This is a genomic window from Streptomyces sp. NPDC058295 (assembly GCF_042880655.1).
In the GTDB taxonomy this organism is placed as follows: Bacteria; Actinomycetota; Actinomycetes; order Streptomycetales; family Streptomycetaceae; genus Streptomyces; species Streptomyces coriariae.
In genome coordinates this window covers 35105-61065 of record NZ_JBHVYO010000033.1, presented here as the reverse complement: position 1 = coordinate 61065, position 25961 = coordinate 35105, and the positions used below count along the sequence as shown (strand labels likewise).

Annotated in this window: 21 protein-coding genes and 1 pseudogene; 11 read left to right on the top strand and 11 right to left on the bottom strand. The window is 72.1% G+C overall.

The genetic code is table 11. The annotated features are described in order from the left end of the window. Positions 1-290 precede the first annotated feature (290 nt). Together ACFVYS_RS30055 and ACFVYS_RS30050 are read left to right on the top strand one after the other, a co-directional pair. Entirely contained in the window at positions 291-953 is a 663-nt protein-coding gene (locus ACFVYS_RS30055; RefSeq protein WP_389507085.1) for an ArsR/SmtB family transcription factor, read from the top strand. A gap of 13 nt (positions 954-966) precedes the next feature. After that, entirely contained in the window at positions 967-1710 is a 744-nt protein-coding gene (locus ACFVYS_RS30050) for an SRPBCC domain-containing protein (RefSeq protein WP_389507083.1), read from the top strand. Positions 1711-1725: 15 nt separating this feature from the next. Here ACFVYS_RS30050 and ACFVYS_RS30045 read toward each other — a convergent pair whose 3' ends face one another. Beyond that, a complete protein-coding gene (locus tag ACFVYS_RS30045; protein WP_389507081.1) occupies positions 1726-3552 on the bottom strand; it encodes an endonuclease/exonuclease/phosphatase family protein in 1827 nt (608 codons plus the stop codon). Positions 3553-3888: 336 nt separating this feature from the next. Here ACFVYS_RS30045 and ACFVYS_RS30040 point away from each other — a divergent pair, with 336 nt between their 5' ends. The 3 genes from ACFVYS_RS30040 to ACFVYS_RS30030 all read left to right on the top strand — a co-directional run bounded on the left by ACFVYS_RS30040 (position 3889) and on the right by ACFVYS_RS30030 (position 9044). Next, positions 3889-5316, top strand: a complete 1428-nt coding sequence (locus ACFVYS_RS30040) for a hypothetical protein (RefSeq protein WP_389507079.1) — start codon at positions 3889-3891, stop codon at positions 5314-5316. Between the two features lie 176 nt (positions 5317-5492). Then, on the top strand, positions 5493-6956 hold the full coding sequence (locus tag ACFVYS_RS30035; RefSeq protein WP_389507078.1) for an alkaline phosphatase PhoX: 1464 nt from the start codon (positions 5493-5495) through the stop codon (positions 6954-6956). 504 nt (positions 6957-7460) lie between these two features. Next, positions 7461-9044, top strand: a complete 1584-nt coding sequence (locus ACFVYS_RS30030; RefSeq protein ID WP_389507076.1) for a TROVE domain-containing protein — start codon at positions 7461-7463, stop codon at positions 9042-9044. 409 nt (positions 9045-9453) lie between these two features. Here the strand turns inward: ACFVYS_RS30030 and ACFVYS_RS30025 are convergent. Next, positions 9454-9713: pseudogene (locus ACFVYS_RS30025) on the bottom strand (SDR family oxidoreductase); the annotation flags it as partial. 125 nt (positions 9714-9838) lie between these two features. Between ACFVYS_RS30025 and ACFVYS_RS30020 the strand changes: the two are divergent. From ACFVYS_RS30020 to ACFVYS_RS30010, 3 genes are all read left to right on the top strand, one after another. After that, positions 9839-10492 carry a GntR family transcriptional regulator gene (locus ACFVYS_RS30020; protein ID WP_389507074.1) on the top strand — a complete coding sequence of 218 codons (654 nt, stop codon included), beginning with the start codon at positions 9839-9841 and terminating at the stop codon, positions 10490-10492. 127 nt (positions 10493-10619) lie between these two features. Beyond that, positions 10620-11636, top strand: a complete 1017-nt coding sequence (locus tag ACFVYS_RS30015) for a 1-aminocyclopropane-1-carboxylate deaminase (RefSeq protein ID WP_389507072.1) — start codon at positions 10620-10622, stop codon at positions 11634-11636. 519 nt (positions 11637-12155) lie between these two features. Continuing rightward, positions 12156-12491, top strand: coding sequence for a hypothetical protein (locus tag ACFVYS_RS30010; protein ID WP_389507070.1), 336 nt, complete (start codon positions 12156-12158; stop codon positions 12489-12491). A gap of 81 nt (positions 12492-12572) precedes the next feature. Here the strand turns inward: ACFVYS_RS30010 and ACFVYS_RS30005 are convergent, their stop codons facing one another. Further along, positions 12573-14069 (bottom strand): MFS transporter, encoded by a 1497-nt coding sequence (locus tag ACFVYS_RS30005; protein ID WP_389507068.1) that lies wholly within the window; start codon positions 14067-14069, stop codon positions 12573-12575. Between the two features lie 166 nt (positions 14070-14235). On the opposite strand from ACFVYS_RS30005, the gene ACFVYS_RS30000 reads away from it, so the two are divergent. Continuing rightward, on the top strand, positions 14236-14808 hold the full coding sequence (locus ACFVYS_RS30000; protein WP_054239184.1) for a TetR/AcrR family transcriptional regulator: 573 nt from the start codon (positions 14236-14238) through the stop codon (positions 14806-14808). Between the two features lie 85 nt (positions 14809-14893). Here ACFVYS_RS30000 and ACFVYS_RS29995 read toward each other — a convergent pair whose 3' ends face one another. From ACFVYS_RS29995 to ACFVYS_RS29965, 7 genes are all read right to left on the bottom strand, one after another. Then, a complete protein-coding gene (locus ACFVYS_RS29995; protein WP_389507140.1) occupies positions 14894-16084 on the bottom strand; it encodes a TerD family protein in 1191 nt (396 codons plus the stop codon). Between the two features lie 93 nt (positions 16085-16177). Continuing rightward, entirely contained in the window at positions 16178-17167 is a 990-nt protein-coding gene (locus tag ACFVYS_RS29990; RefSeq protein ID WP_389507066.1) for a zinc-dependent alcohol dehydrogenase family protein, read from the bottom strand. After that, the gene (locus ACFVYS_RS29985; protein ID WP_389507064.1) at positions 17164-17988 is read right to left on the bottom strand and encodes a carbohydrate ABC transporter permease; all 825 of its coding nucleotides are present in this window, start codon (positions 17986-17988) and stop codon (positions 17164-17166) included. The genes ACFVYS_RS29990 and ACFVYS_RS29985 overlap by 4 nt, the downstream gene beginning before the upstream one ends. After that, positions 17985-18923 (bottom strand): carbohydrate ABC transporter permease, encoded by a 939-nt coding sequence (locus tag ACFVYS_RS29980; RefSeq protein WP_389507062.1) that lies wholly within the window; start codon positions 18921-18923, stop codon positions 17985-17987. Before ACFVYS_RS29980 ends, ACFVYS_RS29985 begins: the two co-directional genes overlap by 4 nt. Continuing rightward, entirely contained in the window at positions 18920-20290 is a 1371-nt protein-coding gene (locus tag ACFVYS_RS29975; protein ID WP_389507060.1) for an ABC transporter substrate-binding protein, read from the bottom strand. Before ACFVYS_RS29975 ends, ACFVYS_RS29980 begins: the two co-directional genes overlap by 4 nt. A gap of 79 nt (positions 20291-20369) precedes the next feature. Beyond that, complete coding sequence (locus ACFVYS_RS29970) at positions 20370-21140, bottom strand: DeoR/GlpR family DNA-binding transcription regulator (protein ID WP_389507058.1); 771 nt, start codon at positions 21138-21140, stop codon at positions 20370-20372. Between the two features lie 364 nt (positions 21141-21504). Then, the gene (locus tag ACFVYS_RS29965; RefSeq protein WP_389507056.1) at positions 21505-22329 is read right to left on the bottom strand and encodes an NAD-dependent epimerase/dehydratase family protein; all 825 of its coding nucleotides are present in this window, start codon (positions 22327-22329) and stop codon (positions 21505-21507) included. A gap of 238 nt (positions 22330-22567) precedes the next feature. On the opposite strand from ACFVYS_RS29965, the gene ACFVYS_RS29960 reads away from it, so the two are divergent. Further along, a complete protein-coding gene (locus tag ACFVYS_RS29960; protein ID WP_389507055.1) occupies positions 22568-23509 on the top strand; it encodes a 5-dehydro-4-deoxyglucarate dehydratase in 942 nt (313 codons plus the stop codon). Beyond that, positions 23510-24685 carry a hypothetical protein gene (locus ACFVYS_RS29955; RefSeq protein ID WP_389507053.1) on the top strand — a complete coding sequence of 392 codons (1176 nt, stop codon included), beginning with the start codon at positions 23510-23512 and terminating at the stop codon, positions 24683-24685. On the opposite strand, the gene ACFVYS_RS29950 is transcribed toward ACFVYS_RS29955, so the two are convergent. Continuing rightward, positions 24622-25860, bottom strand: a complete 1239-nt coding sequence (locus ACFVYS_RS29950) for an MFS transporter (protein ID WP_389507051.1) — start codon at positions 25858-25860, stop codon at positions 24622-24624. The two genes, ACFVYS_RS29955 and ACFVYS_RS29950, sit on opposite strands and share 64 nt — an antisense overlap. Positions 25861-25961 lie beyond the last annotated feature (101 nt).

Sequence of the window (25961 nt, the reverse complement as noted above, 5' to 3'; positions counted from 1 at the left end):
GGGGGGTGGGTGGTTTTGTTCGGCCGCCCCCGCCCGTCGCCCCCCGCTCGCCCCCGCCACACTCAGTGTCGGAGGTGCTCGTCGAGGGCGACTTCCTCGCCGCTACCTAGCCTGTCTCGTGGACCTGGGCAACACCCTCCACCCCACGGGGGTCTGACCCGGACTGCCGGACTGCCGGACTGCCGGACTGCCGGACTGCCGGAACCTGCCGGACTGCCGCGCAGACACACCAGCTCACCGAACACTCGATTCTCCTGGACAAAAAAAGTGTTCGGTGAGACGGTGGACGCATGCTGGACGTGACCGTGATCGAGGACCCCGAGGCCGCCGCCGTCTCCCTGGACCCCATACGCGCCAGGCTGCTCGCCGAGCTGGCGGCCGGACCCGCGTCGGCGGCGATGCTGGCCGGCAAGGTCGGGCTGCCGAGGCAGAAGGTGAACTACCACCTCAAGGCGCTGGAGCGGCACGGCCTGGTCGAGCTGGCCGGAGAGCGCCGCAAGGGCAACGTCACCGAGCGGCTGATGCGGGCGACCGCGGCGTCGTACGTGATCTCGCCGCTCGCGCTCGCCCCGGTACAGCCGGACCCGGACCGTTTCCGGGACCAGCTGTCCGCGCGCTGGCTGCTCGCGCTCGGCGCCCGGCTGGTGCGCGATGTCGGCTCGCTGCTCACCGGTGCCGCGAAGGCCCGCAAGGGCCTGGCGACCTACGCGCTGGACGGCGAGGTGCGCTTCGCCTCGGCCGCGGACCGGGCCGCGTTCGTCCAGGAGCTGACGGCGGGCGTCGGCGCGCTCATCCGCAAGTACGACGCCCCCGACGCCGAGAGCGGCCGTGACCACCGGATCGTCGTGGCCGTCCATCCCACGGTCAAGCCCCAGGCCCAGCCTGAGCCCGAGACGCGGACCCAGCCCCAGGCCCGGATCCAGGCCCGGACCCCGGAATCAGACAGTGAGTGATCAGGAGTCAACCATGTCCAAGGAATTCGAGATCGCCCGCGAGTTCGAGGTCGACGCCACGCCACAGCAGGTGTGGGACGCCTTCACCGCGGGGACCGGCGGCTGGCTGTGGCCGATGGAGGAGCCGGAGCCGCGCGAGGGCGGCAAGGGACCCTTCGGGTCCACGGTCACCGTCTGGGACCCGCCCCACCGCTACACCAACCGGGTCGAGAACGTCGACGGCATCTCCGAGCAGACCCTCAACCAGCTCGACTACACCGTCGAGCCGCGCGACGAGGGCCGGCGCGCGTGGGTGCGCTATGTGCACAGCGGCATCTTCGTCGACGACTGGGACAACCAGTACGACGCGGCGGGCCGGCACACCGACTTCTACCTGCACACACTGCGCCAGTACCTGACGCACTTCGACGGCCGCCCGGTCGCCTTCGTCACCTTCGACGGGCCCGACGCGTCCAAGACGCCCGACGCCCTCACCGCCGTGGCACGGGCGCTGGGCCTCGCGGACGACACGGCGGAAGGAGCGCGCGTCCTGGCCGGCGGCCCCGAGGGGCGGCTCCCCGAGGCCGTGGTCGACTTCAGCAACCCGTACTTCATCGGGCTGCGGGGCGACAGCTCCCTCGTCCGCTTCTTCGGCCGCAACCACTGGGGCTACCCGGTCGGCGTCAGCGTCCACGACTTCGCGCCGGACGCCGACGCCGAGGCGAACGAGACCGCCTGGCGGGGCTGGCTGGACGGAGTGTTCAGCCGGCCCCGGTGACAGCGGCCGCAGGTGTTACGGCTGGAAGCGCAGCACCTGCGGGTCGTGGTCGCTGATCTGGTCGTGGAACTCCGAGTTGATGTGCACACTGTCGTACTCGAAGTCGCAGCCGCGCCGGATCGACGGGCTGACCAGGATCTGGTCCAGGACCTGCTGGTTGCCCTGGTAGTCGTAGGTGTAACGCTCGCTCTTCGGCAGCGACTTGATCGCCGACCACAGCTCGCCGTCGCCCTCGAGAAGCTGCGCGGTGCCGGAGAACTCGAAGTCGTTGATGTCGCCCAGCGCGATGACGTCCGCGTTCTTCTGCGTGTCGAGGATGTCCTTGACGAACGCGTTGACCAGCGTCGCCTGCTGGTGGCGCTGGGTCTCCGAGCTGCGCACCACCGGCTGGTACTGCGCGGTCAGGCCCTGGTCGCCACCCTTGGAGTTGAAGTGGTTGGCGATCACGAAGACCGTGCGGCCGCGGAAGACGAACTCGCCGACCAGCGGCTTGCGGCTGGTGTTCCAGGCCGCGTTCGCCGGGTCTATGCGGCCGGGGGAGGCGGTGAGCTGGGCCTTGCCGCGCACCTTGGTGACGCCGACGGCGGTGGCCGCGTCGCCGCCCGCGCGGTCGGTGAAGGAGACCCGCTCCGGGTTGAACAGGAACACCTGACGGATGTTCCCGCCCGGCTCGCCGCCGTCGGTGTTGTTCGTCGGGTCGATCGAGCGCCAGTCGTACTTCGGGCCGCCCGCGGCCACGATCGCGTCGATCAGCTTGCCGACCGTCACATCGGCGGCGACGGTACCGTCGTTGGTGGCGCCGTTGTTGTCCTGGATCTCCTCCAGAGACACGATGTCGGGCGACTTCAGGTTGTTCACGATCGCGGAGGCGTGCTCCTCGAACGTGGCGTCGGACGGGTCGAGGTTCTCGACGTTGTACGTCGCGACCGCCAGCTCGCCCTTCTTCTGCTTCTGCGTCGTCTCCCGCTCCAGGCCGCCGCTCTTCAGCGTGCCGAGCCGGTTCGCGACGAGGGTGTAGCCGCCGAACTGGTTGTAGTCGAGCGGGCCCGCGGTGACGCCGGTGAGGGAGTCGCCGACGTTCGCGACGGGGAAGTCCGCCGTCGCGCCGAGCGACTGGATCTGGAGCCGGCCGGTGTTCTGCGAGGTGTAGGAGCCGTACAGCGCGCCCCCGCCGCGGCTGGTGTTCTCGCGCGGCTTCACCGTGACCCACAGTTCGGTGTACGGGTCGGTGGCGGTGACCACGCGGGCGTCGGTGACCTGGACGTTCATGCCCTCGAGGGACTCGTAGTAGTCCAGGGCGTACGTGGCGGGCCGCAGGGTGAGAGCGTTGATCGAGTTGCTCGCGGCGGTGTCGCCGGCCGGGGTGTACGCGGCCGGGACCGACTTCGCGTTCACGACCGTCGCGGCCGGGACCGCGTTGCCGCTGGAGACGACCGCCACCGTCGGCTTGGTGATCTCCGTGACGGTCTGGTTGCCGGTCGAGGCACCGCCCGGGACGAACTCCGAGACCGTGCCGGTGACCGTGACCGAGTCACCGACGGCGACCTTCGGGGTGGAGCTGGTGAAGACGAAGACGCCCTCACTGGTGGCCGGGTCGGCGTCCGGATTCGGATCCTGGATCCAGAAGCCTCTGGACGATCCGTAGGTGCGCACGCCGGTGACGATTCCGGCCACACCCGTGACCGTCTGGCCGGCGTACGGCGACAGCCGGGTCGTGCCCTGGATGTCGTGGACGGCCACCGTCTCCGCGTGCGCGGGCGCGGACAGGGCGACGGTGGAGGCCGCGGAACAGACGGCGGCGACGGTGAGCGCGGCGAGACGCGCGGACTTCTTGCTCGGCAACGGAAATCCCTCCGGGGACGTACATGAGCGCCGGGACGAGGGTGGAGCGTGGAACGAGGGTCTGGCGTGGAGCGTGGAACGAGGGTGGAGCGTGGAACGGGGGGCCGCGCTCCGCGGGGCGGACGCGACGCGCGTAGAAAATACAGTGAACAGATGTCCATCGGATTTCTACGCGCGTCAATCTCCTGCCTGGTCACGCCACTTGTCAAGGTTTCGGCCATGTACGCGACCCGGCGGGGAGATGAACCGGGCGGCATGGGGCCATACCCGTCTAGGCTGAGTGGCCCAGTGCCCCCAGCGGGCCGGTGGCACCACGCGCCCTAGGAGAACCAGCCGATGTCAGACAGCTCCCCCCTCCCGCCGGTGCGGCTGCACCCCGAAGCGGAGCTGGCGCGCGACGCGCTGTCCACGCCGTTGCTCTCCCGGGCCGCCCTGCTCGCCCGCTGGGCCGGTCCCGACACCCGGGTCGACGCCGGGGGCGGACTCGTCGAGGACCAGCTGGCCCCCGCCGCCGAGGTGCTGGGGCTGACCGGGGACGACGCCGCCGCCTACGCGAGCGAGGCCTGGCGGGTCGCCGTGGACGCCGGGCTCGTGGAGGTCGTCGACGAGGAGGCCGGCACCGTCACGGCCGGCGAGGACCTGGCCCTGCTGACCGGCGGTTCCCCGCACGACATCCTCGCCGTCTGGCTCGGCGCCCTGGAGACCGTGCTCGCCGACGCGTCCGTCCCCGACCTGGACGAGCTGATGGAGGTGATGGACGAGGGCGGCGAGGTCGACTTCTCCCGGCTCGACTGGAACCCCGAGGCCGAGGCCGAGTTCCTCGACGGTGTCCTCGGCAACCTCTACCTGCTCACCGCCAGCGAGGACGGCCCCGGCGACGCCCCGGTCCCGCTGCCCGCCCTCGCCGCGTCGATGATCATCCCCGGTGACATGGACGAGCCCACCAACGACGTCCTGGAACAGGTCTCCGACGCGATGATGCGGCTCGACGACCAGTTCCGGCTGCTGGAGCCGATCGGGATCGTCGCCTACCGGCCCGTCGACGAGGACCTGATGGCGGACCCCGACGAGGAGCCCGCCGCCCCCGTCGACGAGACCGACGTCTCCCGCTACGGCATGGTCCGGCTCACCCCCCTCGGCGTGTACGGGCTGCGGGCCCGGCTGCTGGAGGCCGGTTTCCACGCCCCGGCCGTCGGCGACCTCGCCGACAAGGGCGCCGACGTCCTTCTCGACGGCAGCTCCGGCTACGGCCCGGGCGCCGCCCTCGCCGAGACCGAGCAATGGCTGGTCCGCCGCGAACCCCTCGACGCCGCACGGGAGTTGCTGGCCGCCGCCCGCGGCTCGGACCCCGGGGCGCCGCTGCGCCGGCTGCGCTGCCAGCAGGCCCTCTCCCTGGTCGGCGGCCGGGCCGAACCCGCCGTCCGTGAGGTCCTCGACGACGCCGAACTCGGCGGCCTCGCCCGCGTCTGGCTCAGCGAGCTCGGCGCGACGGACGTACCGGCGCCCTCCGAGGACCTGGTCTTCTGGCTCACCATCGACACGCTGGCGGCGCAGCTGGCCGCCGAGGGCAACTCCGAGGAGCTCCAGGCCCTCGTCGAAGGGCTGGCCCAGCAGCACGGCGGGTTCTTCTCGGCGGCCTGGCGGGTCGACCACCCGGCGACCCCGGACGTCCTGGAGGCGATGGGGCGCCTGCATCCGGACAAGCGCATCGCAAAGGAAGCCCGCAAGGCCGCGTTCAAGGCGAGGTCACAGCAGGGCGGATGAGTCTCCCGCGGTGCGGGCGCCTTGGGGCTGCCGTGGCCGGATCCGTACGGATTCATGGAACGGGGTCCCCTGAAGTCGCCCCCCGTTCAACTCCCGTTCAGGCATGAGCGGGACGGTGACGCCGAACCGAGGTCCGCCACCCTCCACGGCACTCTCACCGCGTCTCAGGAGACATCATGTCGCTCACCCGCAGGGACTTCGCCAGACAATCCGCGATCACCGGTGCCGGGGTCGCGCTGGCGGGCAGCGTAGGCGCCCTCGCCACCGCGCCGAACGCCCTCGCGTCCGCGGAGACCGAGTCCGCGGCGGACACCGCGGACGCGAAACAGGCGTCGGGGGCCGGGCACCACGGAGTCGGCTACGGACCGCTGCTGCCCGACCCCGATGGCATCCTCGCGCTGCCCGCCGGGTTCAAGTACCGCGTGATCACCTACAGCGGCAGGACCAAGCTGGAGTCCGGCGAGATCACCCCCTCCAACCACGACGGCACCGCCACCTTCTGCGGCCCGCGCGGCGCGACCCTGCTGGTGAACAACCACGAGCTGAAGGGCCCGCGCGCGAGCTGGGCGTACCCGGTCCCGCTCACCGAGGGCCTCGTCTACGACCCGGCGGCGGCCGGCGGCTGCACCGTCGTCGAGGTCCGCCCCGGCGGCCAGGTCGCCGAGTGGGTCGGCATCGCCGGCACCTCCACCAACTGCGCGGGCGGCACCACGCCTTGGGACACCTGGCTGACCGGCGAGGAGACCGAGGACAAGGCCGGCCAGAACGGCATGACCAAGGACCACGGCTACATCTTCGAGGTCGACCCCGAGGACCGCCGCGCCAACCGCGCCCCCAAGCCGATCAAGGCGTTCGGCCGGTACGCCCACGAGGCCGTCGTCATCGACCCCAAGCGCGGCCACGCCTACCTCACCGAGGACGCCTCGGGCCCCAACGGCCTGCTCTTCCGCTGGACCCCGCCGGCGGGCTTCCGCCACGGCCGCGGCAAGCTGCGCACCCTCGCCGACGACGCCGGCGTCCTCCAGGCCTTCAAGTGCTTCGACTCCGGCGGCAAGTTCGTCGACGACCTCTCCAGGGCCACGAAGATCGGCACGGTCTACGGCGTCGACTGGATCGACGTCCCCGACCGCGACGCCAAGACGGTCTCCGTCCGCAAGCAGTTCACCGAAGGCCAGGTCACCCGCGCCCGCAAGCTGGAGGGCATGTGGTGGGGTGACGGCGGCACCTACATCGTCTCCTCCTACGCCCGTGACGAAAGCCCCGTCCAGCACGACGGCGCCGTCTGGTTCTACGACCCCAAGCGCCGCACCCTGACCCTGAAGGTGCTGCTCGGTGTGAACCCCGACCCGTCCGTCGACGGTGCCTTCGACGGCCCCGACAACATCACCGTCTCCCCGTACGGCGGTCTCGTCATCGCCGAGGACGGCGAGGGCGTCCAGCACCTGTTCGGCGCCACCGACAGCGGCCGTACCTACCCCATCGCCCGCAACGAGCTGAACATCGGCACCGCGGACGAGCCGGAATACAGCGAGTTCACCGGCGTCACCTTCTCGCCCGACGGCCACACCCTCTACGCCAACATCCAGACCCCGGGCATCATGCTCGCGATCACGGGGCCGTGGAAGCGGCAGAAGCGGTGAACACCGCCCGGTAGTTAATTCACTCGCTCGATCAGCGGCCGCCCTCCTAAAGTGGTGCACGTCCAGGTGCGAAGGCAGGACCTACTTCCACTGATAATGGGGCGGCCGCGGGTTCGAGTCCCGCCACCGGCACAACGCGCCGGTGTAGCTCAGGGGTTAGAGCACCTTGTCGGTTCCGCCGGCTTCGATCTCTGGACACCACAATTTCACAGCACCTCCCGGTGCGCGGGCTGCGGCTACTTCTTTGCAACAGAAATCCTGGCCGCCGCCGACTTTATCTCGGGAGGCGCAGCATGTGGTGGGTGCCCGGTGCGCAGGCAACGGTTACTTCATTGGATCGGACGGTCGCGGGTTCGAGTCCCGTCATCGGCTTCAGGTCGGTGTAGCTCAGTCGGTAGAGCATCTGGCTAAGTCCGTCGCCGACCCCTGATCTCGGGCACCTTCCTTTTGCTGCGCCTCTCCCGATGGACGACTGAATGAACAATGAATTCGGGGGAATTCACCATGGCGCGCTTCAATTTCCGTGCCCGTAAGCCGCAGCCCGTATCGCCCGTGATCACCACGGGCCGGGTGCTCCGTACTCACCAGGGCGGCCGAGGCCGTGAGCGGGACGCCCGCTCCGAGCTGTTCCTGCTGGCGATCGCCAACTTCGTCTCCCAGCAGACCTTCTACGAGACCGGCGCCGCCCGCGACGACCGCTTCGCCGAGCTGGTGCGCGAGCTCGCCGTCAGTGACCCGTCCTGGACGGCCGGCCTGCTCGGCTGGCTGCGCGGCGAGGGGAACATCCGCACCGCCGCGATCGTCGGCGCCGCCGAGTACGTGCACGCGCGTCTGACGGCGGGCGCCACCGACGGTCCCTCGAACCGGCAGGTCGTGGACCGCGTGCTCCAGCGGCCGGACGAGCCCGGCGAGCTGCTCGCGTACTGGACGGCGACGTACGGCCGCAACATCCCCAAGCCCGTCAAGCGCGGGATCGCCGACGCCGTACGGCGGCTCTACAGCGGCAAGTCGCTGCTGAAGTACGACACGGCCTCGAAGGGCTACCGCTTCGGCGACATCCTCAACCTGGTGCACGCCGCGCCCGACCCGGCCAAGCCGTGGCAGGGCGAGCTGTTCCGGTACGCCCTCGACCGCCGGCACAACCCCGACACGGCCGTGGTGCCCAAGTCGCTGCCCGTGCTCGCGGCGCACCGCGACCTGATGGCGCTGCGACCCGCCAAGCGGCGCAGGGTCGTGACCGGAGCGGGCGGTGCGCGGCGCCTTGCCGAGGCGGGCATGACCTGGGAGGCGCTGGCGGGCTGGCTCCAGGGGCCGATGGACAAGGCGGCCTGGGAGGCGGTGATTCCGACGATGGGGGCGATGGCTCTGACGCGGAACCTGCGCAACTTCGACGAGGCGGGAGTCTCCGACGAGGTCGCGGCGCGGGTGGCGGCGAAGATCAGCGACCCGGCGGAGGTCGCGCGCTCGCGGCAGTTCCCCTTCCGCTACCTCGCCGCGTACCAGCACGCGCCGTCGCTGCGCTGGGCGTACCCGCTGGAGCGGGCGCTCGGCCACTCGCTGGCCAACGTGCCCGCGCTGCCCGGCCGGACGCTGGTGCTCGTCGACCGGTCCGGTTCGATGTTCTACGCCAAGCTGTCGGACCGTTCCGAGCTCAACCGGGCCGACGCGGCGGCGATCTTCGGCACGGCGCTCGCGCTGCGGGCGGCCGACGCCGACCTCGTCGAGTTCGGCACCAGCAGCAACACGATCGAGTTCCGTGAGGAGGAGTCGATGCTGAAGATTCTGGAGCGCTTCGGAGACCTCGGTGGTACGGACACCACCGAGGCCGTGCGCCGGCACTACCGCGACCACGACCGGGTGCTGATCGTCACCGACGAGCAGTACGCGGCGAGCCGCCACGGCGACCCGACCGACCAGGTCCCGGCGAACGTGCCGGTCTACACCTGGAACCTGGCCGGCTACCGCGCGGGCCACGGCCCGTCCGGCAAGGGGAACCGGCACACCTTCGGCGGGCTGTCGGACGCGGCCTTCCGGATGGTGCCGCTGCTCGAGGCCGCCGACGACACCCGGTGGCCGTGGGCGGCCTGAGCGCCGGCGAGGGCTGGTCGAGCCGTGAGACCTGGTAGCGGCCGATGTGCCGGTCCTCGCCCTCGCGCCTGAGCGGAACACCGAGGTACACGGCGATGTGGGCCGGTCGGTGAACGAGAACTCCGCGCCCGGGTGGCCGAGGACCAGGTCGTCGGCGAGGCGCCGGGTCTCGAGAAACCGGTGATCGGCCGTCATGCCGAGGGGCTGGGAGTCGTAGTGGTCCGCGACTCCCGGCCTTCCCGCGCTGTACGGGGTGCAGCCCCTGGAAGATCGCGTCCTCGGTGCAGAGGGCGGCGACCCGCTCGGGTTCGTGCGCGTCGACCGCGGACTTCCACCGGTCCGGGACGCCGCGCGGGATCGCTGCGTCGTCCGTCGTACCGCCGTACATCGCTGTGTTTCTGTCCGCCGGTCAGTGGGTGGCGCTCATGGCGCCGTCGACGTGCAGGATCTCGCCGGTGACGAACGGGGCGTTCTCCCAGTGGACGACCGCGTCGACGATGTCGCTCTGCTCGCCCGTCCGGCCGGCGGGGTGCAGGGCGGCGAGGAAGCCGGGCGTCGCCTCGGCGCGCAGCGGCGTCTTGATGGTGGCCGGCGAGGCGGCGTCGGCCCGGTTGCCCGGGTGGCGTACTCGAGGGCGAGGGACTTGGTCGCGGACCGCGGACCGCCCTCGGCCGGCGCCCTGGACCGGTATCCGCTGAGGCGGAGGGTATGACCGGCGGACGACCGGGCGTCCACACTTCCGGCCGGGACGGAGCCTTGCGCGCCCGGCCGACTGATATCTAACATTTCAGTTCATGGAGGCTGTACCACGCACTCTGCTCAGGGACCGCGCCTACGCGGCGATCCGGGACGCCATCGTGGCCGGGGACATAGCCCCCGGTGCGGTCGTGCGCGACGCCGATCTCGCCGAGCGGCTCGGGCTGTCACGGGCGCCGGTGCGGGAGGCGTTCGCCCGGCTGGTCGACGAGGGGCTGCTGGAGAGCAAACCGCAGAGCTACACGCGGGTGACCCCGGTGGTGGCCGCCGACGTACGGGACGCGGCGGCCGTGGTCGGCGCGATGCACGAGCTGGCCACCCGGGTGGCGGTGCCCCGGCTGTTCGCCGCGGACGTCGAGGGGATGCGCGCGGCCAACGAGCGGTTCGCCGCCGCCGTGGGGGCCGGGGACGTGGACGCCGCCCTGCGCGCCGACGACGCGCTGCACGACGTCCTGGTCCGGGCCGCCGGCAACCGCGCGGCCGCCGCCACCATCGCCCGCTACACCCCCCTCATCCGGCGGTTGGAGCGACGGCGCTTCGGCGAAGGCGGCACCTGCCGTTCGGCCGGACTGCACGGCCGGCTGATCGAGGCCTGCGCCGGAGGTGACGTGGACGAGGCGGTCCGCGTCACCGCGGAGATCTGGCGCACCCTCGCGGATCTCGCCGACTCCGACGACCTGGCCACCGAGTAACCGGGCGGCCGAGTATCCGGGCGGCCGAGTATCCGGGCGGCCCGAGTCGCCGAGTCGCCGAGTGGCTGACCGACCCCCGCTCCAGGCGCCCCTTCGCCCCCCTCGACCCACTGCTCCAGGAGGCCTCATGACCCTCTCCTCGTACGCGCGTTACCCCCTCCTCTTCGGGCCCTCCCCGGTACACCCGATGGAACGGCTCACCGCCCACCTCGGCGGAGCCGCCCTCTGGGCGAAGCGGGAGGACTGCAACTCCGGGATCGCGTACGGCGGGAACAAGACCCGCAAACTGGAGTACCTGGTCGCCGACGCCCTCGCGCAGGGCTGCGACACGCTCGTGTCGATCGGCGGGGTGCAGTCCAACCACACCCGTCAGGTCGCGGCCGTCGCCGCCCGCGCCGGACTGAAGTGCGTGCTGGTGCAGGAGAGCTGGGTGGAGTGGCCGGACTCCGTGTACGACAAGGTCGGCAACATCCTCATCAGCCGGCTGGCCGGGGCCGATGTGCGCCTGGTCCGGGCCGGGTTCGGGATCGGCTTCAAGGAGAGCTGGGAGCTGGCGCTCAGGGAGGTCGAGGAGTCGGGCGGAAAGCCGTACGCCATTCCCGCCGGGGCCTCCGACCATCCGCTCGGCGGCCTGGGCTTCGCCGGGTGGGCGTACGAAGTCGCCGAGCAGGAGCGGGAGTCGGGCGTCTTCTTCGACACCGTGATCGTCTGTTCGGTGACCGGTTCGACCCAGGCGGGCATGGTCGCCGGGTTCGCCGCGCTGGAGGAGGCGGGCGCGCGGTCCCGGCGCGTCATCGGGATCGACGCCTCGGCCAAGCCCACCGAGACCCGCCGCCAGATCGCCCGCATCGCGCACGGCACCGGTCAACTCATCGGGCTGAAGCGCGAGTTGACCGTCGAGGACATCGAGCTGGACGAGCGGTACCACGCCGGCGTCTACGGTGTCCCGGACGAGACGACCCTGGAGGCGATGCGGCTCGCGGCGCGCACCGAGGGCATGGTGACCGACCCCGTCTACGAGGGGAAGTCGATGGCCGGGCTCGTCGACCTGGTCGCACGCGGTGAGATCGGCCGCGATTCCACCGTGCTGTACGCGCACCTGGGCGGGCAGCCGGCGCTGAACGCCTACAGCGCGCTGTTCTGAGCCCCCGGCGTGGTTCCGGACCAGGCCCGGCCGGGCCCGGGAGCGGCTCGACGTAGAGAACCTTGGCCTTCATGTGCGAGACCGCGCCGGGCCTTGTCCTGGCCCGTGCCCCGCGTGCCGAGCCGACGCGGCACGGCCTCGCGCGGGTGACTCCGGAGGCAGGCCCGGGACCGGATCAGGAACCGGTGTCCCGCGTTGCCCCGAAGCTCCGACTGCCGGCGCCCTCACCGCCCGCCGCGCCGGCCCGCCCCCGGCCGGGGCCCGCGCTCCCGGCCCCGCGTCGCCCAGTCGCACCGGGCCTCTGGCGTGTGTTGTCGGTGGCCGCCACAGCAGTCTCCGTCAGCCCGGTTTCCGTCGCCCCGGGGCGCGTTCCGGCTCTGCCGCGGTTGGCGCTGGTCGGACCAGAGGATGAGCCGCCGATGACGCCGTCAGCGTGATGTACGGCCGCGACCGCAACCGGCGCGGGCTCCGCACGCTTCCTGTCCGGCAGAACCGTAAGAAGCCGGTGAGGAGAGCAACGTGACGACCACCGCCCCCGAACACAGCGACCCCCGCGCCTTCGTCGACCCCTATGCCGTCGACGCGGCCGACGTCCGCTGGCCGGACCCGGCCGACGTCTGGCCGGGCCCGGCCGACTCGGACCGGGACATGGACCACCTGCTGCCGCCGGATCCCGCCGAGCGCCTCGACCTCGCCATCGGTCCGCGCGACCGGCGACGCATCGACCTGCACGCCGCGCTGACCGTGGCCGGCATCCCGCCGTACCCCGAAGACCGCGACGCCATCGAACAGCTCAGCGCCCTGTCCGGCAGCGTCAACGCCGCACTCCAGCGCTGGCTGCACCACCCCAGGTGAACCCGGGCGCGGTGCCTTCTCGGTGCCCGGCGGTGGCGGGCCGGCCACGGCGCTGTCTCCGGTGGCCGTTCTCGGTCCCCATCAGCCGCCCGCGGCCGGGATCCTCCTGCCCCTGATCGCCAGGGCCGCCGTCAGCAGGGCCGCCAGCGCGATCAGGGCGGCCGCCCCGAACGCCCGGGTCGCCCCGTGGGTGAGGATCTCGGCCGGGCTGCCCACCGCGTGCCGGGTGGCCGTGCCGTACACCGTGACCAGCACGGACAGACCGAGCGTGCCGCCGAGCCACTGCAAGCTCTGGAGGAGGCCGGAGGCGGCGCCGGCCTCCTTCGGCCCGACCTTCGCCAGGATGGTGGCGTTCAGTGGCATCAGGGCCAGGCCGACGCCGACGCCCAACAGCAGCAGCGGGCCGAGCAGACCCGTCGCGTAGCCGTCGTCGGGACGCAGCCGCCACAGCCAGAGGCCCGAACCGGCGAGCAGGGTCATACCGGTCAGGATCAGTGGCTTGGCGCCGAGGCGGGCCAGCAGTCGCGGCACGAACCGGGCGGTCGTGAACATCACCGCCGTCATCGGCAGGAACGCGAGACCGGCCCACAACGGGCTGTAGCGCAGCACCTCCTGACTGATGAGGGTGAGGAAGTAGAAGGCGCCGAACATGCCCGCGGGCAGCATCAGGACGCCGAGGTAGGCGCCCGCCCGGTCGCGGTCGGCGAAGAGCGCGAGCGGCATGATCGGCTGTTCGGCGCGGGCCTCGACCAGCGCGAAGCCGACGAGCAGGGCGGCCGCGCCGGTGAAGCCGAGCAGGGCCAGGGTGTCGCTCCACCCCTCCTGCGAGACCCGGATGAACGCGTACACCAGCGAGGTCGTCCCGGCGGTGCCGGTCAGGGCGCCCGCCGCGTCGAACCGGCCCGCGTGGCGCGGGGTCTCGGTGACGAAGCGGGGCAGGGCGAGGGCGACCGCGATCCCGATGGGCACGTTGATCAGCAGGGCCCAGCGCCAGGACGCCCAGGCGGTGAGCATGCCGCCGAGGACCAGCCCGATGGAGGCGCCGATCCCGGCCGTGGAGGAGTAGACGCCGAGGGCGTGGTGACGGCGGGGGCCCTCGGGGAAGTTGGTGGTGATCAGGGCGAGGGTGCTGGGCGCGGTGAGGGCGGCGCCCGCTCCCTGCAGGGCGCGGGCGGCGAGCAGCCAGCCCCCGTCGCCGGCCAGGCCGCCGAGCAGCGAGGAGGCGGCGAACAGCAGGACGCCGAGGGCGAGCGTGCGGCGGCGGCCGAGGAGATCGCCGACGCGTCCGCCGAGCAGCAGCAGTCCGCCGAAGGCGAGGGTGTACGCGTTCAGCACCCAGGACAGTCCGGTGGGGGAGAAGCCGAGGTCGCGCCGGATGTCGGGGAGGGCGACATTGACGACCGTGGAGTCGACTCCGACCATGAGATAGGCGGTGACGATCACGAGCAGGACGGCGCCGGGCCGGGCGGCCGGTCCGGGTGGCGCGGGTGGAGGGGAAGAAGCGGCAGGGGCGGAAGCGGCCGGGACCTCGGCGGTCGAGGCATCGGCGGCCGAGGCGGAAGGGGACGGCGTGGACATGGGGTACTCCCTGTCTGGTGTCCCCGCGCGAAGTGGTGGAACATGCGGGCAGCACGAAGAGACCCTGGTCGTGGACCCGCAGAGACGAGCGCAGCAAGCGGGGACTGTCTCCGTTTACTGTCTGCCAAAATACGGAGAGAGTCCCCGGTTTGCAAGGAGTAACTGGATGACGCAGGTCAGGCCCATGCGTGCGGACGCTCGCCGCAACTACGAGCGCTTGCTCAAGGTGGCGGCGGAGGCTTTCGCCGAGCATGGGGAGGGCGCCTCCCTCGACGACATCGCCAAGCGGGCGGGCGTCGGATCCGGCACGCTGTACCGGCACTTCCCGACGCGCCAGGCGCTGCTGGAGGCGGCCTACGTCGACCGGATCGAGGCGCTCGCCGTGCGGGCCGACGAACTCGGCGGCGAACTCCCGCCGGGCGAGGCGCTGGTGGAGTGGCTCAACGAGCTGTGCGTCGGCACGATCCAGGTCCGCGGAATGAAGGCCCTGCTGGGCTCCGCCGTCACGGACGGCAGCGCGGCCGCGGTCACCGCCTGCGGTACGAACATGAAGGAGGCGGCGGCCCGGCTGGTGGAGGCGGCGCAGCGGGAGGGCACCCTGCGACCGGACATCGAGCCGATCGACGTACTGCGCCTCGCGCACGGGGTGGCGACGGCGTCGGAGCTGGCGAAGGGCGACCGCAGCGCCATCCGCCGCTATGTGTCGCTGCTGACCGAGGGGCTGCGGCCCGCGCGGTGACGGCGCGGTGACGGCAGCGGGCGCCCCCGTGGGGGCGGGCGCCCGTGGCTGAGCGACTCCGGGCCGGGGACGGCCCGGGCACGGGCTACAGGGCCTGGGCGCCCGGCTTCACCATGTTCCGTACGGTGCGGGCCTTGACGAAGTCGCCCATGGCCGTCATCTCCCACTCGCCGGAGAACTGCCGGATCAGCTTGGCCATCAGCACGCCCGTCTGCGCCTCGGCACCGGTGAGGTCGAAGCGGACGAGCTCCTCGCCCGTCGCCGCGTCCAGCAGACGGCAGTAGGCCTTGGCGACCTCCGTGAACTTCTGGCCGGAGAAGGAGTTCACCGTGAAGACCAGACCGGAGACCTCCTGCGGGAGCCGGCCGAGATCGACGACGATCACCTCGTCGTCCCCGCCGCCCTCGCCGGTGAGGTTGTCGCCGGAGTGCTTGATCGCGCCGTTCACGATGGAGAGCTTGCCGAAGTAGCAGCTGTCGATGTGGTTGCGCTGGGGGCCGTAGGCGATGACCGAGGCGTCCAGGTCGATGTCCTTGCCGCGGAACGCCGGCTCCCAGCCCAGGCCCATCTTGACCTGCGAGAGCAGCGGGCGGCCGCCCTTCACGAGGGAGACGGTCTGGTTCTTCTGGAGGCTGACCCGGCCCTTGTCCAGGTTGATCTTCCCGGTGGCGGCGGGGGCCGCGGCGGGCGGTGCCGGGGGCATCGGCGGGGCCGCCGGGGTCACCGGCGACTGCGGCACGGGCGGCGGCGGGGCCATCTGCCGAGGTGCGGCGGCCGGCGCCGGTTCCTCCACCGTCACCCCGAAGTCGGTGGCGATGCCGGCCAGGCCGTTGGAATACCCCTGGCCGACCGCGCGGGCCTTCCAGGCGCCGTTGCGGAGATAGATCTCCACGACGACCAGGGCTGTCTCCGAGCCGAGCTGCGGGGGCGTGAAGGTGGCCAGCACGCTGTTGTCGTCCGCGCTGCGGATCGTCGCCGTCGGTTCGACGCCCTGGAACGTCTGCCCCGCGGCGTCCGGGCTGGCGGTGACGACGATCTTCTCGATGCCCGGCGGGACCGCGGACGTGTCGACGGTGATCGCGTCGGGGGCCGTACCGCCTCCGGAGCGGTAGGTCACGCCGGGGCCGCTCGGCTGGTTGTAGAAGATGAAGTCGTCGTCGGAGCGCACCTTGCCGTCGGCGGTGAGCAGCAGGCCCGAAACGTCGAGCCGCACCGGAGCGGCGACGTCCACCGTCACGCGCGCGGTGGAGAGAGGGATGTTCGAGCCGGGGGTCATAGCTGTCATGCCGGGTGAACGAGCGAGACCACTTTGCCGTTCCCTTACCCGGACCCGAACGGGCCCGGGCAGGGACAGGGCAGGCACACCGGCCTACGGCACCACCACGATCTTGCGGCCGACGCCCGCCGCGAACTGCTCCAGCGCCCTCGGGTACTCCTCCAGCGGCATCCGGTCGCTGATGAAGACCTCCGGGTCCAGCACCCCGTTCGCGAACAGTTCGGCGGCCCGCTCGAAGCTGTGCAGGACGGCCATCGAGCCGGTGATGGTGATCTCCTGGTTGTAGATCCGGTACGGGTCGATGGTGACCCGGGTCGCGTAGTCGGCGACGCCGAACTGCAGGAACGTCCCCGCCTTCGCCACCCGCCCCAGACCGTCCTGGATCGCCGCCGCGTTGCCCGTCGCGTCCACGACCAGGTCCCAGCCCCGCGGCCGCTCCAGCTCGTCCGCGTTCGCCGCCGTCCCGGAGACACCCAGCCGGCGCGCGGTCTCCAGCCGCGCCGGATTCAGGTCCACCACGTCCACGCTCGCCGCGCCCGTGCGCTTCGCCAGCTCCAGCATCATCAGCCCCATCGTCCCGGAGCCGTAGATCAGCACATGCGCGCCCAGCCGCGAGCGGAGCACGTCGTAGCCGCGCACCGCGCACGACAGCGGCTCGATCAGCGCCGCGTCCTGGGTGCGGATGTGCTCGGGCAGCCGTACGCAGTTCGCCACCGGCGCCACCGCGTACTGTGCCGCGCCCCCCGCCGTGGTGACACCGATCGCGGCCCAGCGTTCGCAGAGGTTGTTGTGCCCGGTACGGCAGTAGCGGCACTCGTGGCAGTACAGGGAGGGGTCCACCGCCACCCGGTCGCCCACCGACACCTCCGTGACCTGTGTGCCGACCCCCACGACCGCGCCCGCGAACTCGTGCCCCGGCACGATGGGCAGCTTCGGCGCGAACTCGCCCTGGAGGATGTGCAGATCGGTGCCGCACAGTCCGCAGGCGGCGACCTCCACGACCACCTCGCGCGGCCCTGGCGTCGGGTCGGGGACCTCGGTGACGACGGCGCGGCCCACGGACTCGATGACGGCGGCCTTCATTTCACGGCTCCCAAGGACAGGCCCTGGACCAGTTTGTCCTGGGCGGCGAACCCCGCGGCGAGCACCGGCAGGGAGATGACGAGCGACGCGGCGCACACCTTCGCCAGGAACAGGCCCTGGCTGGTGATGAAGCCGGTCAGGAAGACGGGGGCGGTCTCCGCGACCACACCCGTGAGCACCCGCGCGAACAGCAGCTCGTTCCAGCTGAAGATGAAGCAGATCAGGGCCGTCGCCGCGATGCCGGGCAGGGCGATCGGGGCGACCACGCGCGCGAGGATCGTCGGCAGCCGCGCCCCGTCCACCCGCGCGGCCTCGATGATCGCCACCGGCACCTCGGCCAGGAACGACTGCATCATCCACACCGCGATCGGCAGGTTCATGGAGGTGTAGAGGATGACCAGCAGCCAGATGTTGTCCAGCATCCCCGCGTTCTTCGCGAACAGGTAGATCGGCAGCAGGCCCGCCACCACCGGCAGCATCTTGGTCGACAGGAAGAAGAACAGGACGTCCGTCCACTTCTTCACCGGCCGGAGCGACAGCGCGTAGGCCGCCGGGAGGGCGAGGAGCAGGACGAACAGGGTCGACGCGACCGACGCCACCACCGAGTTGACCAGTGCGGGCCATGGGCTCGCACCACCGCCGGTGCCGAAGAACTCGCGGTAGCCGTCGAGGGTGAGGGCGGCGGTGAAGGACGGCGGGTTGGTGGCCGCGTCCTGCTCGGAGTGGAAGGACGTCAGGGCCATCCAGGCGACCGGCAGGAAGAACACGATCCCGGTCACCCAGGCCAGCAGCCCGAGGCCGCCTCTGCGTACGACGTTCATGCGCGGGACACCTCCTCACGGAACAGGGACGAGACGACCCGCAGGGCGAAGGTCGCGATGACGATCGAGCCGATGACCACCAGGACGCCCGCGGCCGAGGCGAGGCCGTTCTCATGGGCCTGGTAGAAGCTCTGGTAGACGGTGTAGGGGAGGTTGGCCGTGCCCAGTCCCCCCGAGGTGATGGTGAAGACCGCGTCGAAGTTCTGGACGATGTAGATCGAGCCGAGCAGGGCCCCCAGCTCCAGGTAGCGGCGCAGGTGCGGGAGGGTCAGATGGCGGAAGATCTGCCAGTCGCTCGCCCCGTCCACCCGGGCCGCCTCGATCTGCTGCTGGTCCCGGCTCTGCAGGCCGGCCAGCAGGATCAGCATCATGAACGGCGTCCACTGCCAGATCAGGGAGGCCTCCACCGCGAGCAGCGGGGTGTCGGAGATCCAGTCCGGCTGGGGCCCGCCCACGTAGTGCAACAACCCGTTGAGCAGGCCGTATTCGGGGTTGTAGAGGACGTGCTTCCAGAGCAGGGCCGCCGCGACCGGCACCACCAGGAAGGGCGCGATCAGCAGCGTGCGGACCACGCCCCGGCCCCGGAACCGACGGTCCAGGAGCAGGGCCAGGGCCAGTCCCAGCACCAGGCTGACCAGCACCACGGTCGCCGTCAGCAGGACGGTCGTCCACACCGAGTGGCGCAGGTCGGCGTCGGTCAGGACCTGGTGGTAGTTGTCGAGCCCGGTGAAGCGGCGGGCCTTGGGGTAGAGCGCGTTCCAGTCGAAGAACGAGATCACCACCGTGGCCACGAACGGGAGCTGGGTGACCACGATCATGAAGACCAGGGCGGGCAGCAGCGGGGCCCGGGTCGCCCAGGCGCGCAGCCGGGGGTTCGGCCCGTGCGGGGTGCGTGCGGGAGGTGCGGCCACGGGGGCCGTCGTCGTCGCGGTCATCGTCCCTCGTACTCCTCGGAGATCCGCTCGGCGAGCTGCTGGGACTTCTTCAGGGCCGACTCGACGGACTGGCGTCCGGCGATGGCCGCGCTGATCTCCTGGGAGACCTTGGTGCCGAGGTCGGTGAACTCGGGGATGCCGACGAACTGGATGCCGGGCGCGGGCCGCGGCTGCGTTCCCGGGTCGTTGGGCTTCGCCGCCTCGATGGCCTGCTTCGTCATGTCCTGGAAGGCGGACGCCTCCGCGCGGTAGTCCGCGTTCTCGTACGTCGACGCCCGTTTGCCGGCCGGCACGTTCGACCAGCCGATCTCCTCGCCGACCAGCTGCTCGTACTGCTTGCTCGACGCCCAGGAGACGAACTTCCAGGCCTTGTCGGCGTTGCGGGAGGCCTTCTGGATGCCCCAGGCCCAGGTGTACAGCCAGCCGGAGGAGTCGGTGCGCTCCACGGGGGCCGGGGCGTAGCCCATCCTGCCCTTGACCGGGGACTTCGCCGCCTCCAGCGAACCTGCCGCGGAGGTGGCGTCGTACCACATGGCGACCTTGCCCTGGGTCATGTTGTTGAGGCACTCGGCGAAGCCGGACTGGGCCGCTCCGGACTCGCCGTGGTCGCGGACGAGGTCGACGTAGAACTTCGTCGCCTTCTCGAAAGCGGGCGAGTCGAGCTGTGCCTTCCAGTTCTGGTCGAACCAGGTGCCGCCGAAGGTGTTCACGACGGTCGTCAGGGGTGCCATCACCTCGCCCCAGCCGGGCAGCCCGCGCAGGCAGATGCCCTTCATGCCGGGCTCGGCCCCGTCCGTCTTCGCCGCGAGGTCGGCCACCTGCTGCCAGGTCGGACGGGCGGGCATGGTCAGGCCCTTCGCGGCGAACACGTCCTTGCGGTACATCAGGAAGGACGACTCGCCGTAGAAGGGCTGGCCGTAGAGCTTTCCGTCGTCCCCGGTGAGGGACTCGCGCATCGGTTTCAGGACGTCCTTCTCGTCGTAGGCGGGGTCCGCCGCCACGTACGAGTCCATCGCGTGCAGCCAGCCGTTGCGGGCGTAGATCGGTATCTCGTAGTTCGACAGGGTCGCCACGTCGTACTGGCCCGCCTGGTTGGCGAAGTCCTGGCTGATCTTGTCGCGGACGTCGTTCTCCGGCAGCAGGGTGAAGCTGACCTCGATGCCGGTCTCCTTGGTGAAGTGGGCGGCGGTGAGCTTCTGCAACTCGGCCATCTGGGGGTTGTTGACCATGAGGACGTTGAGGGAGTCGCCGCCGGAACCCGCCCCGCCGGCTCCGGCCCAGCAGCCGGAGAGCAACGGGGCGAGCAGCGTCCCTGCGGCGACCGCGGCGAGCGTGGCTCGCGGCCTCCGTCGGCTCTGGGTGCGCATGGATCGCTCCTGGGCATAGTGGGATGTATCGGGCGACCCGAGGCATGGCGGTGCCCTCGGGAGTGGGTGGTTCGGGGGTTCAGACCCGGATGACCTGAGGCCCCAGCAGTGAGTACCGGTGGGCCTCGGCCGCCGGCAGCAGCGTGCTCGTCACGATCGCCTCCAGCGCGCCCACCTCGGCGAACCGGCAGAAGCTGACCGCCCCGAACTTGGAGTGCACACCGGTGAAGACCACGCGCCGGGCCGCCCGCACGGCCTGCGCCTTGACCTCGCCGACGGCCGGGTCCGGGGTGGTCAGACCGTGTTCGCGGGAGATGCCGTTGGCGCCGATGTAGGCGAGGTCGACGACGAAGCCGGCCAGCATCTTCGTCGTCCAGTGGTCGACGGTGGCCAGGGTGCCGGAGCGGACCCGGCCGCCGAGCAGCAGCACGGACGTGTTCTCGGTCTCGGCGAGCGCGCCCGCGACCGGCAGGGACGCGGTGACCACGGTCAGCGGCCGGTCCCTGGGCAGCGCCTCGGCGATGAGCTGCGGGGTGAAGCCCTCGTCGACGAAGACCGTCTCGGCGTCCCCGAGCAGAGCGGCCGCCGCGGCGGCGATCCGGCGCTTCTCGGGCACGTGGCTGGTGGCGCGGAAGGCCAGTGTGGTCTCGAAGCCGGCGCTCTCCACGGGATAGGCGCCGCCGTGCGTACGGCGCACCAGGCCGTGGTCCTCCAGGGCGCGCAGGTCCCTGCGCACGGTCTCCCTGGCCACGCCCAGTTCGGTGGCGAGCGTGGCGACGTCGACCGCGCCGGTGGCGCGCGCGGCGCGCACGATCTCGCGCTGGCGCTCCTCCGCCGTTCTCGGGGTCATGTCCTCACCTCGCTCTTCCGCCGTCCTGCCCGTTCGGGCCCGGTAGGGCCCATGGGGGAAGTTCTACAGCGGGCGCGCGGCACTGACCAGGCCTGTTGCGGGCCCGATACTGCCCGGGTGGGCCCGTTTGCGGTGCGGCCTGCCCGGCTCGGACCTGCGGGGCAGCCGGGCGGTGGGTGGGATCGGGCACGGTGCGTGCCCGGATACGGCGGCGGGCGGGCCCCGGGGGGGGCCCCCCCCCCGCCGGGGCCCCCCCACCGGCCGGCGGGGCCCGCCGGCGGGCGGGGGGGGGCCGGCACCGGCGGTGGTGTCGAGGGCAGGCCCGTTCGGTGCCCGCCCGCCGTCCGTGGGGTTCGTTTTCCGGTCAGTACGGCCAGATCGGCGGGTCGCTGACGAAGTGGCCGCCCAGGTAGGCGTGGGCGATGTTCTCCGGGTCCAGCTCGCCCTGCTCGGCGATCAGCTTCTCGGCGTACGGCTCGGAGTCGTCCTGCGGCTCGTAGCCGAGCGCCCGCGCGGTGCCGAGGTCCCACCACAGCCGGGTGTTGGCGGAGGAGCCGTAGACGACGGTGTGGCCGACGTTCTCGGCGGTCAGGGCCGCGTGGAAGAGACGGGCGCCGTCGGCCGGGCTCATCCACAGCGACAGCATGCGCACGCTGGTGGGCTCGGCGAAGCAGGAGCCGATGCGTACCGACACGCTCTCCAGGCCGTGCTTGTCCCAGTAGAGCTGCGCGAGGTCCTCGCCGAAGGACTTGGACAGGCCGTAGAAGGTGTCCGGGCGGCGCGGGGTGTCGACCGGGATCAGTTCGCCCTCGTCGGGCGACACGGCGTCCCGGGGGCGGGGGGTGAAGCCGACCGCGTGGTTGGAGGAGGCGAAGACGACACGCTGTACGCCCTCCTCGCGGGCCGCCTCGTACAGGTTGTACGTGCCCGCGATGTTCGCGCCGAGGATCTTCTCGAAGGGGGCTTCCAGCGAGATGCCGGCGAGGTGGACGATCGCGTCGACGCCCCGCACGGCCTCCCGGACCGCGTCCTTGTCGGCCAGGTCCGCGACGATCGCCTCCGGCTCGCCCTCGATCGGACGCAGGTCGAGCAGGCGCAGCTCGTAGCCGTAGGCGGGCAGCAGGTCCCGCATCAGGGTGCCGAGGCCGCCGGCGGCGCCGGTGAGCAGGACGGTGCGCGGAGCGGGCATCCTCGGGTCTCCTTGGATCACATCAGGGGTGGACGCATGTGTAGTCGCAGTTCACATGCATGGACACGCTAAGGAGCGGTGGCGGCACCCGTCAAGTGTCCTACAGGAGTGGCAAAACTGCTGGTGTCTCGGGGGTTGCCATGCTTGACCCGGCTCGATCGGGCACCCTAGCGTGAGGTTGTTCAGGAATATGGACGCCGATCAAGGATATGGACCCGTTATGGACCCGGGAGAGCCCGTGACGTCAGCCCCGCTCGCCGACCGCCTCCGCGTCCCCAGCGGACCCCTGTTCTTCCCCGTCACCGCCTACGGCCCCGACGGCGCCCTCGACCTCGACACCTACCGCGCGCACGTCCGGCGCGGCGTCGAGGCGGGTGCCGCCGCCGTCTTCGCGGCTTGCGGGACCGGGGAGTTCCACGCGCTCGCCCCGGAGGAGTTCGAGGCCTGTGTGCGGGCGGCCGTGACCGAGACCGCCGGGCGGGTGCCGGTCGTCGCGGGCGCCGGCTACGGGACCGCGCTCGCCGTGCGCTACGCGAGGCTGGCCGAGTCGGCCGGGGCGGACGGCCTGCTCGCGATGCCGCCCTACCTCGTCGTCGCCGCCCAGGAAGGGCTGCTGCGCCACTACCGGGAGGTGGCGGCCGCGACCGCCCTGCCGGTCGTCGTCTACCAGCGCGACAACGCCGTCTTCACCCCCGCGACCGTCGTCGAACTCGCCCGCACCGAGGGGATCATCGGCCTCAAGGACGGCCTCGGCGACCTCGACCTGATGCAGCGGACCGTCAGCGCCGTCCGCACCGAGGTCCCCGGCGACTTCCTCTACTTCAACGGTCTGCCGACCGCCGAGCAGACCCAGCTCGCCTACCGGGCCCTCGGCGTCACCCTCTACTCCTCGGCCGTGTTCTGCTTCGCCCCCGAGATCGCCCTCGCCTTCCACCGGGCCCTCACCACCGGCGACGACACCACCGTCCACCGCCTCCTCGACGGCTTCTACCGGCCGTTCGTCGAACTGCGGGCCCAGGGCCGCGGGTACGCCGTCTCCCTCGTCAAGGCCGGGGTCCGGCTGCGCGGCCTCGACGTGGGCGAAGTGCGCCCGCCGCTGCACGAACCGAGCGAGGATCATGTCAAGCAGCTCGCCCAGGTGATCGAGCGCGGCTACGCGCTGCTGGAGGAGGACGAGTAAATGAAGGCGTCGACGTTCGTCTACCCCTGGGACATCACCGGCGACCCCCGGGCGGCGGCCCGGATCGCCGCGCTCGGCGTGGAACAGGTGACCCTCGCCGCCGCCTACCACTCCACCCGCGCCCTCACCCCCCGCCACCCGCGCCACCGCATCGTCACCGCCGAGCACGCGGCCGTGCTGTACCCGACGGATCCGGCCGGCGACCGCTGGAAGGGCCGCGCCCTGCGCCCCTACCCGGCCGGTGACTGGGCCCCCGGCGACGCCTACGGCGAGGCCGCCGAAGCGCTCGCGGCGGCCGGGCTCGACGTGCACACCTGGGTGGTCCTCGCGCACAACTCACGGATGGGCGCCGAGCATCCGGACACCTCGGTCGTCAACGCCTACGGCGACCGCTACCCGTGGGCCCCCTGCATCGCCCAGCCCGCCACGCGCGCGTACCTCGTCGACCTCGCCGCCGAGGCCGCCGTACGCCCCGGCGCGGGCGGCACCGAACTGGAGTCCCTCGGCTGGTACGGGCTCCAGCACCTGCACGCCCACGACAAGACCGGCGGCGTCGGCCTCGGGGACGCCGGCCAGTACCTGATGGCGCTCTGCTTCTGCCCCGCCTGCCGGGCCGGCTACGGCGAGCAGGGTCTGGACGCCGACGCGCTCGCCGCCGCCGTACGGGAGGCGCTGGAACCGCTGTGGCAGGGGGCACCGGACGGCGGGGGAGGCTGGGCGGAGATCGAGAAGCTGCTCGGGGAGGAGACGGCGGCGGCCACGCGCGCGTGGCGTGACGAGACCGCCCGCACGCTCCAGGAGACCGCCGTGCGGGCGGTACGGGACGCCGCGCCCGACGGCTTCCAGGTGCTGCTGCACGCCGACCCCGTGACGTACCACGTCGGCGCCAACCCGGGTGTCGACCCCGAGCACATCCTGTCCGTCGCGGACGGCGTCGTCGTGCCCTGCGCGGGCGGGCCCGGCCTGCTGGCCCCCTTCGCCGGGCAGGGCCGCGAGGGCGCGGTCGTCGCCGCCAACCTCGGCGTCGTCTCCGGCATGGGCGGCAGCCCGGGGACACTCACCGCCGACCTGGCACGGGCGCGCGCCCTCGGGGCGACCGAACTCCGGCTGTATCACGCGGGATTGGCGTCGGACGGGGACCTGGCCTCCGTACGTGAGGCGCTGGCCGCCCGCTGACCGCCGCGCAGCAGCGGCAGGACCGTCAGCCGGGCCAGCGCCAGCAGCACCAGCAGCGGCTGGTACGGCACGAGTTCGACCAGGCCCGCGCCCGCCGCGAGGCCGACGGCGGTCGGCGCGTACATCAGGGTGCCGGCCGTCGCGGTGACCCGGCCGAGCAGCGCGTCCGGCGTCTCGCGCTGCACGGCGGTGAGCGCGGCGATCAGCACACAGGGCAGCCCCGCCCCGATCGCCGCGCCGCACACCAGGGCCACGGGGTCCGAGGCGACGGCCTGCGCGGCGACCGCGCCGGCCGTGAGCGCGATCCCGCAGGCGGCGAACCGGCGTTCCCCCAGCCGCCGCAGGGCGGGCCCCGAGAGCAGCCCCACCACGACCGAACCGGCGCCCTGGACGGCGTAAAGCGTGCCCGTGTACGCGGAGGAGTGGCCGAGGCCCTCGACGACGGCGTAGACCAACGGGCCGCCGAGACCCGAGAACAGCATCGTCGCACCGCCCGCCAGGACCAGCGGGCGCAGCTCGGGGTGGCCCCACAGGAAGCGGGCTCCCTCGGCGGTCTGCGCCCGCCAGTGCCCGTCGGCCGGCCGCGGCCGCTCCTCGCGGACCCGCACGCACGCGTACAGCCCCGCCGCGCACGCGAAGGTGGCCGCGTCCAGGAGCGCCACGGCCGGGCCGCCGTAAGCCGCGTAGACGCCCGCGCCGGACAGCGGGGCGACCAGCTTCATGCCCTCGGTGGCCGTCATGCGCAGCCCGTTGAAGTCGCCCAGCAGCTCCGGCGCGACGGCGGCGGCGACGAGCGCGGACTCCGCCGCGTCGGCGACCACCGAGGCGGCGCCGTACAGGAACAGCACCGCCCACAGCAGCCACAGCCGGCCGGGGGAGTCGACGGCGAGGACGGTGGGCAGCAGGGCCGCCGGACCCAGGTGGAGCGCGACGAGCAGGGGCTTGCGACGGCCGAGGTCGGCGAGGGTGCCCAGCGGCGGGCCGAACAGCGTCGGCACCCACAGGGCGAGCACGGACAGCGCCGCGAGCCCGTTCGAGCCGGTGAGGTCCTTGACCCACACACCGGACGCCAGCCAGAGCGCCGAGGTGCCGAAACCGGAGACCGACGACGCGGCCAGGTAGAGCGCCGCGTCGCGGTCCCGCAGGACACGCGCCACGGACCAGTTCTTCGTCATGCCAGGTCATCGTGGAGCTAAGGCCCCCGCCCGGGCATCGGGCAGCTGCCCCGTACGCGCCGCCCACCCCGCAGGAATCCGGGCGGCCCCGTCGGCCAGTC